Raw genomic sequence first — 17,199 nt, forward strand, 5'->3', positions numbered from 1 at the left:
GTTGCCGAGAGTTACCAGAAAGGGGGCGAAATTGGGACCACGAGACTATTGACGCCGGTCAGCCAGCCTCGCGCGTCCTGAACCACTGCACCAAAAAGTCGACGAAGACGCGGACTTTCGCCGGCAGATAGCGACGGTGCGGGTAGACGGCGAAGATGCCGCCGCCCGACAGGATACGGTCATCCATCACCGCCACCAGCCGGCCGCTCGCGAGGTCGGGCGCGGCGATGAAATCCGGCAGGACGGTAAATCCGAGACCCGCCACGGCCGCGGCTCTCGCCGTCATCGGGCTGTTGACCTCGACCGGACCGGACACCGAAACGCTCACCGGATCGCCATTGTCGCCCTTGAACGGCCAGTTGTTCAGTCCGCGGCCATTGGTGTCGACGATGCAAGGCATGCGGCTGAGATCCTGCGGCCTTGTCGGCATGCCATGCTTGGCGATCAGTTCGGGGGAGGCGCAGAGCTTTATCGAAAACGGCGCCAGCCGCCTGGCGATCAGCGACGAGTTCTCCAGCCGCGAGATGCGCACCGCAAGATCGAAGCCCTCCTCGACCAGATCGACGAAGCGGTCGTCGAGCTGGATGTCGAGGACGATGTCGGGATGCTGCTTGGCGAAGTCGATCAGGGACTGGCCGATCGGCGCATCGGCGAAGGTGCGCGGCGCCGACAGCTTGATCCGGCCGCGCACGTCACCGGAGGATTCACGCACCGCGTCGGCCAGGCTGTCGACCTCGCGCACGATCTCCGAGGCGCGCCGGTAATAGGTGTGGCCGGCCTCTGTCATCGAGAACTGGCGCGTGGTGCGGTTGAGCAGCAAAGCGCCGAGTTCGTCCTCCAGCTCGCGCACATATTTCGACAGCAGGGCCTTGGAGCGGCCGATCTTGCGCGCCGCCGCCGAAAAGCCCTCGGCCTCGACCACGTCGATGAAGGCACGCATGCGCGTCAGTGTGTCCATGGTCAGGCCTTTCGTGCCGCGTCGAGAAGTTTCCGGCCGAGCCGTATCAGGGCAATGTCGCTGCCGGAAGGGCCAAGCAGCGACAGGCCGAACGGGGCGCCGGCGACCGAGCCGACGGGCAGTGTGATCTGTGGAAAACCGGACAGGCCGGCCAGGCACAGAAGTTGGAGCGCCCGTTCGCGATAGGCCTGGAACTGCTCCGGCGTGCTGTCCACGTAAGGTGCCGGACCAGGCACCGTCGGCAGGACAAGGAAGCCGTTCTTGCCGAGCAGGGCGCTCAGTTCGCCGCGAAAGGTCAGACGTCGCACCTTCTCGGCCTGGGCTGTCTTGTCGTCGACGGCGCGGCCAAAGCCGAAACGCTCCTCGACGCCGGGGCCAAGGCCGCGCTCGCCGCTGGTGATCCATTCGCCATGCACCGCCCAGGCCTCCCTGGCCTGCAGCCGGCGAAAGCACCAGTAGAGTTCATCGGGAGATGAGGAGAAGCGCACTCCCGGCGTCATCGGCGCGCCGAAGACCTTGCCCGCCAGCCCCTTCATTTCACCATATTCGGCAAGCGCCGGGCGGGCGACCAATCCATCCAGCCAATCCAGTGCCAGCGGCCGGTCCAACACATGCTGGTGCGGATCGCGGCCGAGCAGCAGCTTGCCGACGGTTTCGTAGGTCTCGATGTCGTCGGCGAACCAGCCGAACGTGTCGAGGCTCGGCGCCAGCTTCATGGTGCCGTCGAGCGGAATGCGGCCATGCGTGGTGCGCAGCCCGATCAGTCCGCAAAAGCTCGCCGGGGCGCGGATCGAGCCGCCGGTGTCGGAGCCGGTGGCGATATCGGCCAGCCTGCCCGCCACCGCCGCCGCCGATCCCGATGAGGAGCCGCCTGTGACGCGGTCGGGTGCCGCCGGGTTCACCGGAAACGAGAAATGCGCATTCTGGCCGAACAGCGCGAAGGCAAGCTCGTCGGTCTGCGTCTTGCCGACGAAGCGTGCGCCGGCATCGAGGATCATCTGCACGGCGGGTGCGGTGCGCGAGGCTGCGTGGCTTTCGGCGAATTTTTGCAAATTGCCGCAACCGGTGCGGTAGCCGGCGACGTCGTAGATGTCCTTGACGGCCAGCCGCAGGCCGGCCAGCGGGCCTAGCTGGGCATGTGCCACTGGCATCTGGCGAAGATCGAGAAAGGCGTTGAGAGGGCCGTGCGTGCCTGTCATCGTTCGATATCCGGATACGGTTGCCGCAACATTGTTCGACGCCAGAAATTTTACAACCTGCGATACGATTTTTATTGATTGTGAAAGTCTTCGCCCTTATATCGCGCTTGCCCAAAGTCGCACGTGCCTGTGGGTGTCCGCCGATCCTCGAATGGTGAGGGAAATCGGTAAGGTAACTGGAGCTAACCCCTCCAGTCGGTCTAGCGGCCAACCGCCAGCCCGAGGACACCTTGAAGCAACGACGGTGCGGGCCTTTCTGGTGTTCTGCCGGTTGTCCAAAAACCGGGGTTACTGAAGAGGCACACCTTCATTGCCGGCAGTGCGGACGGGTCTCCCATCCAAGCCAAGGCAGACAAAGCGAACCGAGGCCGGGCAAGGCCAAGGTTCACCGCCGCGAGACGGCGCTTCATGGTTCCGGGGTCTCCACCGGCTGGTTCCATGAATTTCCGTCCCGCCTTTGTCCACCGCGAGTTCGCGAGGCCGACAGCCCGCGTCCCGCAGCCTTATTGCGCGCCGAAAGGCGCTGATGGAGAGACCCCGATGGCCACCCAGCGCATTCTTGACTTTCTCGCCACCCGACGTCCGACCGGCCCCTGCCTCGTCGTCGACCTCGATGTCGTGCGCGACAATTTCCGCGCCTTCGAGAAGGCGCTGCCTGATTCCAAGATCTACTATGCTGTGAAAGCAAACCCGGCGCCGGAAATCCTGCGCCTGCTTGCTGCGATGGGCTCGTCCTTCGACACCGCTTCCGTTGCCGAAGTCGAGATGGCGATGGACGCTGGTGCGCCGGCGGACCGCATCTCCTTCGGCAACACCATCAAGAAGGAGCGTGACATCGCACGCGCCTACCAGCTCGGCATCCGCCTGTTCGCGGTCGACTGCGTCGAAGAGGTCGAGAAGATCGCCCGCGTCGCTCCAGGCGCGCGCGTGTTCTGCCGCGTGCTGACCGATGGCGAGGGCGCCGAATGGCCGCTGTCGCGCAAGTTCGGCTGCGTGCCGGCGATGGCCGTCGACGTGCTGCGCCATGCCAAGGGGCTCGGCCTCGACGCCTATGGCGTATCGTTCCATGTCGGCTCGCAGCAGACCGACCTGACCGCCTGGGACCGTGCGCTGGCCGACGCCAAGGTGGTGTTCGCGACGCTCGCCGAAGAAGGCATCGTCTTGAAGATGGTCAATATGGGTGGTGGTTTCCCGACGCGCTATCTGCGTGACGTGCCGGCCGCCCAGGCCTATGGCCAGGCGATCTTCTCGGCGCTGCGCAAGCATTTCGGCAACGCGCTTCCCGAGACCATCATCGAGCCGGGCCGTGGCATGGTCGGCAATGCCGGCGTCATCAAGTCGGAAGTCGTGCTGATCTCGAAGAAAGCGGCCAACGACAATGTGCGCTGGGTGTTCCTCGACATCGGCAAGTTCGGCGGCCTGGCCGAGACGATGGACGAGGCGATCCGCTACCCGATCGTCACCGCGCATGACGGCACGGAGACAGCACCTTGCGTGCTCGCCGGCCCGACCTGCGATTCGGCCGACGTGATGTACGAGAAGACGCCCTATCCGCTGCCTTTGTCGCTGACGATCGGCGACGAGGTGCTGATCGAAGGCACCGGCGCCTACACGACCACCTACTCGGCGGTCGCCTTCAACGGCTTCGAGCCTCTCCGATCCTACGTGATCTGACGGCGCTTCCTCAGCGCATTTTCGGACGGCGAACCGGACACAACTTCGCCTGAAAATGCGCTGAGAGAGCCGATCAGATCATCCCAGGTGGGCGCCTGTCGTCCACCCGGGCTCGCCTGTGGAACAGATCTCCGCTCGCCAGGGATTGCGGAAATGGAAATGTCATTTGAAATGGAAATGCCAGTTGAAATTGGGGGCCACGCACCGGCCTTTGGGATGGTCGCCGAAACCGCCGCCGATGTTGCGGCGCGCGAGGCGTTGCTCGATCGGGCCATGGGGCCGAAGCGCAGGAAAAAGTCGTCGGAGAAGTTGCGGCGTGGCCGGCGGCCCTCGGAAGGGCTGGCCTTCGTCGCCCGCGATGCTTCGGGCGGCGTGGCCGGCACCGTGCGGCTGTGGGATGTCAGGCTGGGCGAGGGCGGTGCGGCCGCGCTGCTGCTTGGCCCGCTTGCCGTCGACCCGTCGCTCAAGAATGCCGGCATCGGCTCGGCGCTGATGCGCCATGCCATCGCCGAAGCGGCGCGTCTCGGCCATGCCGCTATCCTTTTGGTCGGCGATGCGCCCTATTACGCGCGCTTCGGCTTCTCGGCCGAGAAGACCGGTTCACTTGCCATGCCAGGACCCTATGAGCGGCACCGCCTGCTGGCGCTGGAACTGGTGGAAGGCGCGCTTGACGGCGTGCACGGCACGCTGAAGGCGGCCGGTCGCAAGCTGAAGGCGCAGGAATTGATATCGGCGGCCTGACACGAAGCCGCCAGCATTTCATGCAAAAACGCCGCCCGAAAAAGGCGGCGTTTTTTCGCAATTGGTGGGTGCCGCCGCCTGGGCGGCTGGATGCCTTCAGCCGATCAGCTGGCTGAGCGCCATAGCGACGGTCATGTCGCCTTCGACCTTTATCTTGCCGGTCATGAACGCCATTGTCGGGTTCAGGTCGCCAGCGATCAGCGAATCCAGATCGTCGAGCGAGAGCTTGATGGTGCAGTCGGTGGGTGCATCGGTGTTCGAAACAGTCGCGCCGTCGATGACGATGACGCCGTCGCTGCCGGTGTCGAATTTCACGGAACGATCGAACCCGCTACTGGCCACCCGCGACTTGATCTTCTCGGCAATCTCCTGAACGCTCACGCTGTTCTCCTTGTCTGGTTGCATCTGTCTCGCAACGGCGCTTCGATCCAGCCGAAGCCCATGCCGCGGTTTCGCGATCACGGTCGCTGCCGCATATAGCTTTGGGTTGACGTTTACGTCAACGCGGATTCGGGTGGCTGGTTCCTGCCCTTGCGGCAGGCGAGGCTCGATGTGACCGGGCCTGTGAGCAGGGCAACTCAGTGTTCCTTGAACGCCTTGGTCATTTCGGTCGCCGTTTCGCTTTTCTTGCGGCGCAGCCAGTTGTCGCGGATTTCGTCCTTCGACAGGAAATTGACCTGGTCGATCAGAACTTCATGCACCAAAGGCGCGCCGACACGCGCGTTGACGGTATCGCGGATTGCGGCGCGGAAGGCATCGAGATCGATGGTCGCCTTGTTGGTGAAGTCGATCTGCGGATTGGAATAGAGGTAGGAATAGACCTGGTCGGTGATCAGCGCTTCGGCCGGAATGGACAGCTTCTTTATCTGCTCGGGTTCGACGGTGTAGACGAGCTTGGTCAGGAAATAGCCGCCGATCTCAGAATCGCGGATCAGCGGCACCGAAATGATGTCGGTCTTGACGTAGTCGAGACCGCCCAGCATCGGCTTCGGCGTTTCGCCGACACCGCGCTCGCCGGCCGCCTGAAACGAATAGAACACGGCGCCGAGGGTTGCGGCGCAAATCCAGACGGCGATGGCGATGACCTTGATCATCGACTCTTGTCAGTCCCTTGATCAGTCCCTTGCGAAGGCGACGCGGCACTGCGCCGTTGCTTCGGCAGGATCTCCGAAGTGTCGCTCGTGTTCGGCATCATGCCTTCATCCAGCCGAACTCGCCGGCGGAGTAGGTGCCGTCGGTCTCGGCGCGCTGGATGGCATGCCGCAGCAGGCTGGCGACTTCGTTGACCGCGCTGAGATGCGCGAGGATCGCCGCTTCGTTCTTCGCCAGCTTCTGGCGCAGCCGGGTCAGGCCCTCGCGGTGCTGTTCGAGGAATTCGGCTTCGCTGCCGCCCTTCATGGCGCGGGTCAACTCGTAGAGGTAGCGGCTCTTGCGGGCGTTCGATGCCTTGAGATCATAGTTGGTCGCGTTGCGGATGCCGGCGGTCTCTTCCTCGACCACTTCCTCGATGCGACCGATGATGGCGGCGAGGTTGCCAGGCCGCGCGAACGGGATCGGCGCTTCCGACGCGGTCGTGCGTGCTGGCAGGTTGGAGGTGGATTCCGAAAAGTCGGCCATGGCGTTTCCCGTTTAGATCTTGATATTTGTTTTTATGGTCGTCTCGTCACCGGTCATCGACCCCGCAGCCTTGCGCTGCAATTGGTGGACCAGCGAGGTCGACAGGCTGTTTTGCTGGTCGATCTCGGTCTTTTCCAACCCGCCCGAAACCGGACCGACCGGAACCACGCGCTTGCCTTCGAGATAGTGGTCGGCAAGCATCGACTTGGCGATGCCGATGCCACCGCGTTCGGCCATCACGTCCGCGACCCGCTCGGCAAGCTGCGATTTCCACATGTCGCCGGCCAGGCCCTTGCCGTAGACGCCCTCGGTATCCTTTGGCAGCATGTTCTGGATGAAGGTCTGCAGCACCATCGCCTCGAACTTCTTGAATTTGTTGGCCGGGTCGGTTGCAGCGGCGGCCTTGTCGGCGGTGGCGCGCGACAGGATCGAGCCGGCATCGACCGAAGCGGCGGTGTCGAGTGAAAACGTGCCCGCAGCGCCGCCGGCCCGCTTTGCCAGCGCGGCGCGGGCGGTCTCGATATCCGCCGGGTCGACGGCTCGGGCCACATCCATAACGATGTCGCTGGGTGGAGAAATCGCCAAGAAAGTCCGCCTTTTACCGGTTTTCCTTAGCCAGACCATGCCTCAACAAGCTTGTGGCAGGCTTGCGGGAAGGAGAGGGAGCGGAAGTGCGGGGATCGGATCGAAGCTGCCGGCTTGGCGCCATGCGTTGTCGGGCAGTTTTTTCCATCGTCGATTTCCGCCTCAGCTTCACTCCTTGACCGCGCCCGTCATCGAGGAGACGTAGTGCTCGACAAAGAATGAATAGAGCACCACCACCGGCAGGGAGCCGATCAGCGCGCCTGCCATCAGGGCTCCCCATTCATAGACGTCCGAACGTACGAGCTCGGTAAGCACGCCGACCGGCACGGTCTTGTTTTCGGACGACTGGATAAAAGTCAAAGCGTAGATGAATTCGTTCCATGACAGGGTGAAAGCGAAGATGCCGGCGGAAATCAGGCCAGGCACCGACAGCGGCAGAACTATCTTGGTCAGGATTTGCCAGCGGCTGGCGCCGTCGATCAGCGCGCATTCTTCCAGTTCGAAAGGGATCGAGCGGAAGTAGCCCATCAAGAGCCACGTGCAGAATGGAATGAGGAACGTCGGATAGGTGAGGATCAGCGCGAACGGCGTATCGTAAAGGCCGAGGTTGAAAACCATCACCGACAGGGGAATGAACAGAATCGAGGGCGGCACGAGATAGGCCAGGAAGATCGCCAAGCCGACCTGCCGCGCCCCGGAAAACCTCAAGCGTTCGATCGCATAGGCAGCGAAAACCGCCGCCAGCAGCGACAGGAAAGTTGCGGCGGTCGAGATGATGATCGTGTTGAGAAGCCAGCCCGGATAGGATGTGTCGAAGAGCAGATACCGAATATGCTCGAGTGTCGGATGGACGACCCAGAACGGATTGAAATTGGCATAATCCGTCATCTCGAGATTGGGTTTCACCGCCGTGATCGTCATCCAGTAGAACGGGAACAGCAGCACGATGACGAAGATCAGGAGCGGCAGATAAACGGTCACCACGCGCCGGGGCAGGCTCTGGAGATAGCCCATGCCGCCTTCATCCGTGTTCGGACGATTGTTCGTTTCGATCGCGGCCATGTCAGTCTCCACCGCCCTGCTGCCATTTACGACGTTGCAAGCCGAAATAGCTGAAAAGGATCGCCGCTAGCAGGAATGGGATCATCGCCACCGCGATTGCGGCTCCCTCGCCAAGCTGGCCGCCGGAAATGCCGCGCTGGAACGAGAGCGTCGCCATCAGATGGGTGGCATTCACCGGCCCGCCGCGAGTCAGCACATAGATCAGCTGGAAATCGGTGAAGGTGAACAGGACCGAAAAGGTCATGGTGATGGCGATGATCGGCGTCAGCAGCGGCAGCGTCACATAGCGGAACAACTGCCAACGGCTGGCGCCGTCGAGCGTCGCGGCCTCGTAAAGCGATTGGGGAATCGTCTGCAGGCCGGCCAGCAGCGTGATGGCCACGAAAGGAATGCCGCGCCAGACATTGGCAGCGATCACCGAGGCGCGTGCGTTCTCCGGATCGCCAAGGAAATTGATGCGGTGATCGATCAGTCCCATTTCCATAAGCGCCCACGACAGGATGGAGAACTGCGAATCGTAGATCCACCAGAAGGCGATGGCCGAGAGCACCGTCGGCACCACCCACGGCAGCAGGACAATCGCGCGGAAGAACGATTTGAAGGGAAGGTTCTGGTTGAGGAGGAGCGCTAGCCAGAGGCCGAGCGCGAATTTCAGGATCGAAGCGCTGATCGTATAGAGCAAGGTGTTGAAGACGGAGAGCCAGAAGACGGCGTCGCTCCACAGATATTCATAGTTTTCGATGCCGATGAAGATGCCGGGGCGGCCGATGCGGGCATCGGTGAAGCCGAGCCAGACGCCGAGCCCCAGCGGATAGGTCAGGAAGACAAGCAGCAGTGCAGCCGCCGGAAGCATGAAGCCGAAGCCAAGTGCGTTCCGGCTTTCGCTCCAGCGCGACAGAATCCGTGAGAAGATCGAAGGTCGCGGCTGGATGGCAGCTGACGGCACGGCCATGGGTTGGCTCCTGCTGAGGTCTCATTGATAGGCCGGATCGGCCGCGACGCAATCCGAAGCCAGCCGGGCAGCCGCGCTGCCCGGCTGAGCCGGCTCAAACGCGATAATAGCGATTTGCCCGCTTCTCGGCCTCTTCCATTGCCTCTTGCGGCGTCGCCTGGCCGGTCACCGCTTTGGCGAACATGTCGACCAGCACGTAGTCGGCCATGGTTGCCGCCGAGGCATAGCCGAGCGGCCCGGCATAGCCGTTAGGCCGCAGAGTAGCCGAAGCCTTGGCGTAAGCGGCGTTGTTGGGATCGGCGGTCCATACGGGGTTGTTGTCGAATGCCTTCAGTGTCTGGCAGCAATATCCGGCCGAGGAGGTGATCCAGTCCTTCATTTGCGGTTCCTCGAACATGAACTGCAAATACGCCTTAGCCGCGTTGGGGTAGGGCGTGTAATTGAAGATGACAGCCGTGGTCACCTGGAACAATTCGACGGATTTGCCGACAGGACCGATGGGCAGGTTGGTCGTGCGTATGTCCTTGGCGATTTCAGCCAGCTTTGGATCTTTGTCCTTGTTGATCTTGGCCGTGTTGTAGGCGGAAATTCCATTGGCGATCACCCCCAGTTCGCCGGCCAGGAAGGCGCGGTTGTTGTTGACGTCGAGCCAGCTTTCGGTGCCTGGAATGAAGGTCTTGTAGAGCTCCTGCGCGTATTCGATCGCCTTGAGGGTCTCGGGGCTGTTGATCGTTACCTTGCCACTCTCGTCGACCATCTGGCCGCCATGGCTCCACAGCAGCCAATGAGCATAGTTGTTGCCGTCGCCGACGCCATGGCCATGCGTGAAGCCGGCCGGATGTCCCTTCGCTTGCAAGGCCTTGCAAAGTTCCAGGAAGCCTTTCGTATCCTTGGGAAACTCCGAAAAGCCGGCCTCTTTCACCCAGCTTTCCCGATAGACGATGGCATTGCCGATCGTGGCCAGGGGCAGGCCGACGAACTTCCCGGCGCGTGTCGCATATTGCTTAGGTCCCTCGTGCCAGCCACCGTATTTCGCGCCTAGATACTCACCCAGTTCGCTCACGTCGTGCAGCTTGTCGGGATATTGGTGCGGGTCATCGAACCAGACGAACATCAGGTCGGGGCCGGACCCGACATTGGCGGCGACCGCCGCCTTGGGACGAATGTCCTCCCAGCTTTCCTTGTCGACGCGAACCTCGACACCGGTCGCTTCGATGAAGCGCTTGGTGTTGGCCAGCCATTGGTCCTCGTCGCCGTGGACGAAAGGCGACCAGCGCAGCAGTCTAAGCTTGGCGCCATCCTCGGGTTTGTATTTCAGTCCGTCCTGGGCAAGGGCCGGAGAGCTGATGAACCGACTTCCCAAGGCACCCGCCGCCGCGCCGGCGGTGGTGCGGATCACGTCGCGTCTGGTGAACTTCATGCTCGTTTCCTCCTGTTTGTTGTCCTTGCCTATGGTCCTACTGATCGGTACGTGTTTGGAATCTCTGTCCGGTTTCTGCGTGAAAGAGATGAATGAGGCTGGGCTCGGCCGTAAGCCGGATGGTTTCGCCCGGCGTGAAGGAATGTCGTTCCCGGAAATTCGCGACGATCTCTTCGCCGCCGGCTGTCCTGCCGATGAGCTGCACTTCGGACCCGGTTGGTTCAACCACCGCGACGGTGACCGGAATGCCCTGCTCGTCGGACAGCCGCAAATGCTCGGGCCTTATTCCCAGCACCACAGGCTCGCCGTTGCGGATGGAAAGTGCCGAGGCCAACGGCACTGAAATCCCCCCGGCGCCGCGGAACGAGGGTGAGCCGTCGGAAGCGATCTCGCCCCTCAGCAAATTCATGGCCGGCGAGCCGATAAAGCTGGCGACAAAAAGATTGTTCGGCCGGTCATAAAGTTCCAGCGGCGGCCCTATCTGCTCGACGATGCCGTCATGCATGACCACGATCTTGTCAGCCATAGTCATGGCTTCGATCTGATCGTGAGTGACGTAGACTGTCGTGGTCTTGAGGCGCTGGTGCAGTTCCTTGATCTCGGCGCGCATCTGCACCCTGAGTTTGGCGTCGAGATTGGACAGCGGTTCGTCGAAGAGAAACACCGCCGGATCACGCACGATCGCGCGGCCCATTGCGACGCGCTGGCGCTGGCCGCCGGAAAGCTGCCGAGGATAGCGCGCCAGCAACGGCACCAGCCCAAGGATTTCGGCTGCGCGGCGCACGCCGGCATCGCTCTCCGGCTTGGAAACTCCTTTGAGCATCAGCGAGAACGCCATGTTCTCGGCGACGGTCATGTGTGGATAGAGCGCATAGTTCTGGAAGACCATGGCGACGTCGCGCTCCTTGGGCGCAACGTTGTTGACGACACGTTCGCCAATCGCGATCTGGCCGCGTGAAATCTTTTCCAGGCCGGCGATCATTCTGAGAAGGGTTGATTTTCCGCAGCCCGACGGTCCGACCAGAGTGACGAACTCGCCGTCCTCGATGTTCACGCTGACCCCGTGCAGGATCTCGACAGCGCCGAATGATTTATAGACTTCGCCAATTGCGACAGACGCCATCGGTCCTCCCAACAATTCCTGCGACGTCGTCGAAGGAACAAACGCTTCCGCCAGCGACAGCCCTGGCTCCTCCCAGGCTCACGCTAGGCCAAACGGTAGCGCTACCAAACCGGGCTGTAAAGCGTTTACGGGAAGGCCGAACCTTGGAGGGTCCGCTTCGCGCCACACAATCCTCCCAGCTACTCCTCGCCCTGCTTCTGCGCGATGATATCGAGCCGCTCGCGGTCGGAGCGTTCGCGTTCGTCGCGGTTGCGTACGTCCTTGTAGGCGCGCTCGACCATGTTGGTGCGGGCGGTCGCCGCGGCGATGAGGTTGGCTTCCTGCCTGGCGCTCGCCAGGTTCGCCTCCTGGCGCACCACCGCCTGGGCAATGCGGCGATGGTAGAGATCGGGAAACAGGGCGGAGAGCGAATCGGCCTGGTCGAAATGGCCGACCAGTTCCTTGGCCTCGGCCTCGGCGGTACTGGCCGCCGCAAGGAAGGTGGCGTGGCGGGTTTCGTGCAGCGCCTTCAGCTGTTCCTGCACCTTGACCAGCTTCTTGAGGCGGTCCTTGCGCGTGCTCATTTCTACCTCGCCAATGTCAGGTCGACGAAGCCGTCGACGAACAGCGACAGCATGGTGCCGACGGCGAAATAGAAGATGATCATGCCGCCGGCGATGATGAAGGGCTGGGAGATGAAATAGATGGGGATCTGCGGGGTCAGCTTGTTGACGAAGCCGATCGTCAGATTGACGAGAATGGCATAGGCGACGAACGGGCTGCCGAGGCGGATGACCAGGAAGAAGGTGTCCGACACCGTGTCGGTGACATCGACAAGGGCTGCCTGCGGGTTGAAGAAGATGTTGACCGGCGCGACCGTGTAGGAGGAAACCAGCGCGCGTATTATTTCGTGGTCGAAATCGAAGACGAACAGCATCAAAAGCGCCGAGAACGAGATGATGGCGGCAAGGGCTGCCTGGGGTTCGGGCTCCTCGATCGCCGGTCCGCCGCTGCCGCCATAGCCCACCAGCATGGCGATGGCCGAGCCCATGAAGCGCAGGGCTTCCATGTAGAGCCTGGTCATGGCGCCGATCAGGCCGCCGACCAGAAGTTCCGAGATGATCATCGGCACCAGGATCTGGGGGCGCGGGTCGACGAAAGGAAAGATCTTGTCCCACAGGAAGGCGAGCAGGCCGCCGGTGGCGGCGACCGCCACGAACAGCCTGACCTGGACCGGGACGCGGGCGCTGGAGAGGCCCGGCATCAGCATGAAACAGGCGCCGATGCGGCAGAAAGCCAGGAATGCCGCGATGACGACGCCTTGCGACAGCACGCTCACGATATGGTTCCGAGCACCTTGATCTCGACGCCCTTGGCGATTTCAACATGGCTGAGCACCGGCAGCGTGGTGAACAGGCGCTCGATGATCATGCGCACATAGGGGCGGGCGTCGGGCGCGGTGACGAGGACGAAACGCTCGCCGGCTTCCAGATATTTCTTGATCGCCTTGGTCGCGTCCTGGCCGAACTCCTCGAGCTGGCGCGGGTCGATGTCGAATTCGCGCACCTCGCCCTTGGCGTCGCGCTTGAGGCTCTGGTGGAAGGCGAGGTCCCAGCGGTTGCCGAGGCGCAGCACCTTCAGCACGCCGCCCTCGGACAGGTCGCCGCAGATCTGCTGGGCCATGCGGATGCGGACATGCTCGACGATCTGCTCGGTGCGGCGCACATGCGGCGCGATCTCGGCGATCGCCTCGATGATCAGGTGCAGATTGCGGATCGAGACGCGTTCGGCCAGCAGCAGCTTCAGCACCGCCTGCAGGCCGGGATAGGAGATGTGCGTGGTGCAGATCTCGTCGGCGAGCTTGCGGTACTCCTGGTCCTGGCGTTCGAGCAGCGCCTTCATGTCCTTGTAGGACAGAAGCTGCGGCAGGTTGTTGCGGATGACCTCGGAGAGATGGGTGAGCAGCACCGACATGTTGTCGGCGAAGGTGTAGTTCTCGCGCTTCAGATCCTCGGCGAAGGCTTCGACCACGGAATAGGCGCGCATGCCGAAGGCCGGCTCGCGGATTTCCTCGCCCGGTATCTCGGGTATGTCGCGGTTGCCGAGCAGCACCATGATCTCGCCGACGCGCATCTGATACTCGGCCACCACGGTGCCGTGCACCTTGATCTGGTAGCTCTTCGGCGGGATGGCGAAATCGTCGGCGACGCGCACCTCCGGCACCACGAAGCCATATTGGGTGGCGAATTTCTTGCGCATCTTGCCCATGCGGAAAACCAGTTCCTGATGCGACGTCAGCAGCCTTGTCGACAGCTGCTTGCCTATCAAAAGCTCGATCTCGGCGGTGGCGAGCGAGGCCTTGACCGAGTTCTTCTCCTCCTCGACCTTAGTCGCCTTTTCCTGGTCCTTGATCGCCTCGGCTTCGGCGACGGCGCGGTTGGCGCGCATCGGGATGACGTAGCCGAGGCCGGCCATGCCGGCGGCCAGCGCAAAGAACGGGAACAGCGGCAGGCCGGGCATCAGGCCGAGCAGCACCAGCAGCGATGCCGCGACATAGAGGGCGCGCGGGTGGGCGCCGAGCTGGCCGAACACCGCCTGGTTGGTCGAGCCGCGCGTGCCGCCCTTGGAGACGAGCAGGCCGGCGGCGAGCGACACGATCAGGGCCGGGATCTGTGTGACGAGGCCGTCGCCGACCGACAGCTTGATGAACACGTCGGCGGCTTCGCCCATGCCCATACCGTGCCTGATGTAGCCGATGGCGATGCCGCCGACGATGTTGATGGCGGTGATGATGAGGCCGGCGATGGCATCGCCGCGCACGAACTTCGAGGCGCCGTCCATCGAGCCGAAGAAAGAAGATTCTTCTTCCAGTTCACGGCGGCGCAGCTGCGCTGTCTTGTCGTCGATCATGCCGGCCGACAGGTCGGCGTCGATCGACATCTGCTTGCCTGGGATGGCGTCGAGGGTGAAGCGGGCGCCGACTTCGGCGATACGGGTGGCGCCCTTGGTGATGACTATGAAGTTCACCACGATCAGGATCATGAAGACGATCAGGCCGATGACGAAGTCGCTGGCCATCACCAGCTTGGAGAAGCCGGCGATGACATAGCCGGCGGCATGCGTGCCCTCATTGCCATGCGACAGGATCATGCGCGTGGTGGCGATGTTGAGCGACAGCCGCAGCATGGTGGCGATGAGCAGCACGGTCGGGAACGACGAGAAATCGAGCGGCCGCTGGATCCACAGCGCCACCATCAGGATCAGCACCGAAAGCGCGATCGAGAAGGCGAGGCCGATGTCGATGAGAAAGGCCGGAATCGGCAGAAACAGGACGGCCAGGATGATGACGATGCCGATGGCGAAGAAGACGTCGCGGCCGTTCTTGGCCACCGCGCCGGGCTGAATGCTTTCGCTGATCGCCATATCGTCCTCAAACCCCGTAGACTGCCGAGCGCACGACAGCCCTGTGAGGGTAGTCCGCCAAGCTTGCGCGAGGGTGGGAGACTGGCTACTGCGCCTTGGTCCGCGTCTTCGAAAGGAAATCGCATGCTGCTGATCATTGGCACAATCCGCCTGCCGCCCGATAAGCTTGAGGAGGCAAAGCCTGCCATGCAGCGCATGGTTTCCGGCAGCCGCGCGGAACCCGGCTGCCTCGAATATTGTTACGCGCAGGATGTTTTCGATGCCGGGCTCATCCGGGTCACGGAAGTCTGGAGCGACAGGGCGGCGCTCGACGCGCATTTCGCCTCGCCGCACATTGCGGACTGGCGTGCGAGCTGGCCGGCGCTTGGCATAGGCGAGCGCAACCTCGTGCTCTATGAAGCCGGCGAGCCCATGCCGACCTGAACGGTCCATCGGCCGATCGATATCGCGCCCGCTGTGTGATGTCTGTCGGCATTGTGGTTGCCATGCCGTGCCGCCGGGCGTATCAGGCTGGCTTTCCACTGCCTTTCGATATCGGCGAGCCGCCCGGGTGCTTTCCAGAAACCACAGCGAAGTCTACGCCCGCCGGTTGCGCGCGGTGCTGGTCAGGTCGTTGCCTCTGCTCGAGGCACGCGGCATCGTGGTGGTCATCCTCGCAGGTGTCGTAGGCGTGATGGCTGGCATATTGGTCACGGCGATGAGCCAGATCGTGCAGGACCTGCACGGGCTGCTGTTCGGCGTTCAGCCAGGCGGCCGGCTTTCCGGCATGTTCTCGCTCGCCAATCCGATGCAGGCGCTGATACCGGCGATCGGCGGCATGCTGCTGGGGCTGACGGTGGTCTGGCTCAGGATACGGAAATTCCGCACGCCGATCGACCCGATCGAAGCCAATGCGCTCTATGGCGGGCGCATGTCGCTGACCGACACCTTCATCATCGCCGGCCAGACGATGATCTCCAGCGGTTTTGGCGCCTCGGTCGGGCTGGAAGCCGGCTATACGCAGGTTGGCTCCGGGCTGGCATCGCGGCTGGCGGGCATCTTCAGGCTGCGCCGCAACGATGTCCGCATCCTGGTCGGCTGTGGTGCGGCCGGCGCCATCGCCGCCGCCTTCGATGCACCGCTGACCGGCGCCTTCTACGGCTTCGAATTGGTCATCGGCATCTACTCTGTCGCCAATGTCGCACCGGTCTTGACAGCCGCGATCTGCGCCTCGCTGACCGCCGAAATGTTCGGCGGCGTGCCGTTTCCGCTCGAGCTTTCGGGCCTGCCTGCGCTCACCGCCAGCCAGTATGTGCCGTTCCTGCTGCTCGGCCTGCTCGGCGGTGCCGCCTCGATCGCCATCATGCATCTGGTGACGTTGATCGAACGTGGTTTTGCCAGACTGTCGATCGATGCGGCGCTGCGCCCCGTCATCGGTGGCGTCATCGTCGGGCTGCTGGGTCTTATCACCCCGCAAGTGCTGTCAAGCGGCCATGGCGCGCTGCATCGCGAATTCTCGATGAATTACGGGCTGGCCGTGGTGGCCAGCGTCTTCGTGCTCAAGCTGACGGCGTCGGCGGTGTCGCTGGGGTCGGGTTTTCGCGGCGGATTGTTCTTCGCCTCGCTGTTCCTCGGCGCGCTGCTCGGCAAGGCATTCGCGGATGTGATGATTGTCGTCTCGCCGGCAACCGGCATCGACCCTGCCGTTGCCGCCGTCGTCGGCATGACGTCGCTCGCAGTCGGTGTCGTCGGCGGTCCGCTGACGATGACCTTCCTGGCGCTGGAATCGACCCGCGACCTGACGCTGACCGGCGTTGTGCTGGCCGCCTCGATCATGTCGGCGATCCTGGTGCGCGAAACCTTCGGTTACTCGTTCTCGACATGGCGCTTCCATCTGCGCGGCGAGACCATCCGCAGCGCCCACGATGTCGGCTGGATGCGCAGCCTCACAGTCGGTTCGATGATGCGCAAGGACATCAAGACCATCTATGCCTCGACGACGCTGGCAGCCTTCCGCAAGCAAGTGTCGCTCGGCTCTGCCCAGCGCGTCATCGCCGTCGACGCGGGCGACCACTATGTCGGCGTGCTGATCGTAGCCGAACTGCACAGCGATCCTTCCGGCGGCGAGGTCCCGGTGCGCGATCTTGCCAAATCCAAGGACGCGGTGCTGGTGCCGAGCATGAACGTGCAGGCCGCCGCGGAAACATTCCAGCGCGCCGGCGCCGAAGAACTCGCTGTCGTCGAGGATTTCACCGACCACATCGTGCTGGGCCTGTTGACCGAAGGCCATCTGATGCGGCGCTATGCCGAGGAACTCGACAAGGCGCGCCGCGACCTGTCGGGCGAGGGGTAACGAAGGCCAAGCCGGATGCCTGTCACAGTGGTTGCGGAGCCTAGAGCGTTTCATATTTTGACGGAAGCGTAGCCTGCGTTTTCGAAGTAGTTCTTGCATTCGGCTGCCTCGATGGTTTCGACGAGGTGGCCGAT

The 17,199-nt window shown here is 62.9% G+C and carries 17 protein-coding genes; 4 read left to right on the forward strand and 13 right to left on the reverse strand.

Features of this window, described 5'->3' with window-relative positions; translation table 11 throughout:
- Positions 1 to 58 precede the first annotated feature (58 nt).
- Together NKJ11_RS29715 and NKJ11_RS29720 are read right to left on the reverse strand one after the other, a co-directional pair.
- Positions 59 to 958 (reverse strand): LysR family transcriptional regulator, encoded by a 900-nt coding sequence (locus NKJ11_RS29715; RefSeq protein ID WP_023810038.1) that lies wholly within the window; start codon positions 956 to 958, stop codon positions 59 to 61.
- 2 nt (positions 959 to 960) lie between these two features.
- Entirely contained in the window at positions 961 to 2,157 is a 1,197-nt protein-coding gene (locus NKJ11_RS29720; protein ID WP_023810037.1) for an amidase, read from the reverse strand.
- A 540-nt stretch (positions 2,158 to 2,697) separates the two neighbouring features.
- On the opposite strand from NKJ11_RS29720, the gene odc2 reads away from it, so the two are divergent.
- Both odc2 and NKJ11_RS29730 read left to right on the forward strand, forming a co-directional pair.
- Entirely contained in the window at positions 2,698 to 3,831 is a 1,134-nt protein-coding gene (gene odc2, locus NKJ11_RS29725) for an ornithine/lysine decarboxylase (RefSeq protein ID WP_023810036.1), read from the forward strand.
- A gap of 171 nt (positions 3,832 to 4,002) precedes the next feature.
- Positions 4,003 to 4,572: a GNAT family N-acetyltransferase gene (locus NKJ11_RS29730; protein WP_352554065.1), complete on the forward strand. Its 570-nt coding sequence runs from the start codon at positions 4,003 to 4,005 to the stop codon at positions 4,570 to 4,572.
- Between the two features lie 96 nt (positions 4,573 to 4,668).
- Here NKJ11_RS29730 and NKJ11_RS29735 read toward each other — a convergent pair whose 3' ends face one another.
- From NKJ11_RS29735 to flhA, 11 genes are all read right to left on the reverse strand, one after another.
- Positions 4,669 to 4,953: an SCP2 sterol-binding domain-containing protein gene (locus tag NKJ11_RS29735; RefSeq protein WP_013529756.1), complete on the reverse strand. Its 285-nt coding sequence runs from the start codon at positions 4,951 to 4,953 to the stop codon at positions 4,669 to 4,671.
- A 197-nt stretch (positions 4,954 to 5,150) separates the two neighbouring features.
- Positions 5,151 to 5,666, reverse strand: a complete 516-nt coding sequence (locus tag NKJ11_RS29740; RefSeq protein WP_023810033.1) for a hypothetical protein — start codon at positions 5,664 to 5,666, stop codon at positions 5,151 to 5,153.
- 97 nt (positions 5,667 to 5,763) lie between these two features.
- The gene (locus NKJ11_RS29745; protein WP_127290460.1) at positions 5,764 to 6,189 is read right to left on the reverse strand and encodes a hypothetical protein; all 426 of its coding nucleotides are present in this window, start codon (positions 6,187 to 6,189) and stop codon (positions 5,764 to 5,766) included.
- 12 nt (positions 6,190 to 6,201) lie between these two features.
- On the reverse strand, positions 6,202 to 6,813 hold the full coding sequence (locus NKJ11_RS29750; RefSeq protein ID WP_352441887.1) for a rod-binding protein: 612 nt from the start codon (positions 6,811 to 6,813) through the stop codon (positions 6,202 to 6,204).
- A 129-nt stretch (positions 6,814 to 6,942) separates the two neighbouring features.
- Positions 6,943 to 7,836 carry a carbohydrate ABC transporter permease gene (locus NKJ11_RS29755; RefSeq protein WP_023810030.1) on the reverse strand — a complete coding sequence of 298 codons (894 nt, stop codon included), beginning with the start codon at positions 7,834 to 7,836 and terminating at the stop codon, positions 6,943 to 6,945.
- Position 7,837: 1 nt separating this feature from the next.
- On the reverse strand, positions 7,838 to 8,689 hold the full coding sequence (locus NKJ11_RS29760; RefSeq protein ID WP_372337954.1) for a carbohydrate ABC transporter permease: 852 nt from the start codon (positions 8,687 to 8,689) through the stop codon (positions 7,838 to 7,840).
- A gap of 193 nt (positions 8,690 to 8,882) precedes the next feature.
- Positions 8,883 to 10,208 (reverse strand): ABC transporter substrate-binding protein, encoded by a 1,326-nt coding sequence (locus tag NKJ11_RS29765; RefSeq protein ID WP_352775058.1) that lies wholly within the window; start codon positions 10,206 to 10,208, stop codon positions 8,883 to 8,885.
- A gap of 37 nt (positions 10,209 to 10,245) precedes the next feature.
- Positions 10,246 to 11,331, reverse strand: coding sequence for an ABC transporter ATP-binding protein (locus tag NKJ11_RS29770; protein WP_352722611.1), 1,086 nt, complete (start codon positions 11,329 to 11,331; stop codon positions 10,246 to 10,248).
- Positions 11,332 to 11,510: 179 nt separating this feature from the next.
- A complete protein-coding gene (locus tag NKJ11_RS29775) occupies positions 11,511 to 11,894 on the reverse strand; it encodes a hypothetical protein (RefSeq protein ID WP_352722610.1) in 384 nt (127 codons plus the stop codon).
- A 2-nt stretch (positions 11,895 to 11,896) separates the two neighbouring features.
- Positions 11,897 to 12,649: a flagellar biosynthetic protein FliR gene (fliR, locus tag NKJ11_RS29780; RefSeq protein WP_127290444.1), complete on the reverse strand. Its 753-nt coding sequence runs from the start codon at positions 12,647 to 12,649 to the stop codon at positions 11,897 to 11,899.
- The gene (flhA, locus tag NKJ11_RS29785; RefSeq protein WP_127326668.1) at positions 12,646 to 14,733 is read right to left on the reverse strand and encodes a flagellar biosynthesis protein FlhA; all 2,088 of its coding nucleotides are present in this window, start codon (positions 14,731 to 14,733) and stop codon (positions 12,646 to 12,648) included. Before flhA ends, fliR begins: the two co-directional genes overlap by 4 nt.
- 123 nt (positions 14,734 to 14,856) lie before the next feature.
- Between flhA and NKJ11_RS29790 the strand changes: the two genes are divergently transcribed.
- Positions 14,857 to 15,156, forward strand: coding sequence for a putative quinol monooxygenase (locus tag NKJ11_RS29790; protein WP_352794855.1), 300 nt, complete (start codon positions 14,857 to 14,859; stop codon positions 15,154 to 15,156).
- Between the two features lie 127 nt (positions 15,157 to 15,283).
- Entirely contained in the window at positions 15,284 to 17,065 is a 1,782-nt protein-coding gene (locus NKJ11_RS29795; protein WP_352794856.1) for a chloride channel protein, read from the forward strand.
- Positions 17,066 to 17,199: the final 134 nt, after the last annotated feature.

It is taken from the genome of Mesorhizobium sp. M0243 (assembly GCF_040321775.1).
In the GTDB taxonomy this organism is placed as follows: Bacteria; Pseudomonadota; Alphaproteobacteria; order Rhizobiales; family Rhizobiaceae; genus Mesorhizobium.

Bases quoted from the DNA above. Each gene is read 5' to 3' on its own strand.
- NKJ11_RS29730 (WP_352554065.1), top strand. From the start codon at position 4,003: ATGGAAATGCCAGTTGAAATTGGGGGCCACGCACCGGCCTTTGGGATG.
- flhA (WP_127326668.1), bottom strand. From the start codon at position 14,733: ATGGCGATCAGCGAAAGCATTCAGCCCGGCGCGGTGGCCAAGAACGGC.
- NKJ11_RS29755 (WP_023810030.1), bottom strand. From the start codon at position 7,836: ATGGCCGCGATCGAAACGAACAATCGTCCGAACACGGATGAAGGCGGC.
- NKJ11_RS29760 (WP_372337954.1), bottom strand. From the start codon at position 8,689: ATGCTTCCGGCGGCTGCACTGCTGCTTGTCTTCCTGACCTATCCGCTG.
- NKJ11_RS29745 (WP_127290460.1), bottom strand. From the start codon at position 6,189: ATGGCCGACTTTTCGGAATCCACCTCCAACCTGCCAGCACGCACGACC.
- NKJ11_RS29790 (WP_352794855.1), top strand. From the start codon at position 14,857: ATGCTGCTGATCATTGGCACAATCCGCCTGCCGCCCGATAAGCTTGAG.
- NKJ11_RS29715 (WP_023810038.1), bottom strand. From the start codon at position 958: ATGGACACACTGACGCGCATGCGTGCCTTCATCGACGTGGTCGAGGCC.
- odc2 (WP_023810036.1), top strand. From the start codon at position 2,698: ATGGCCACCCAGCGCATTCTTGACTTTCTCGCCACCCGACGTCCGACC.
- NKJ11_RS29775 (WP_352722610.1), bottom strand. From the start codon at position 11,894: ATGAGCACGCGCAAGGACCGCCTCAAGAAGCTGGTCAAGGTGCAGGAA.
- NKJ11_RS29720 (WP_023810037.1), bottom strand. From the start codon at position 2,157: ATGACAGGCACGCACGGCCCTCTCAACGCCTTTCTCGATCTTCGCCAG.
- NKJ11_RS29750 (WP_352441887.1), bottom strand. From the start codon at position 6,813: ATGGTCTGGCTAAGGAAAACCGGTAAAAGGCGGACTTTCTTGGCGATT.
- NKJ11_RS29765 (WP_352775058.1), bottom strand. From the start codon at position 10,208: ATGAAGTTCACCAGACGCGACGTGATCCGCACCACCGCCGGCGCGGCG.
- NKJ11_RS29770 (WP_352722611.1), bottom strand. From the start codon at position 11,331: ATGGCGTCTGTCGCAATTGGCGAAGTCTATAAATCATTCGGCGCTGTC.
- NKJ11_RS29740 (WP_023810033.1), bottom strand. From the start codon at position 5,666: ATGATCAAGGTCATCGCCATCGCCGTCTGGATTTGCGCCGCAACCCTC.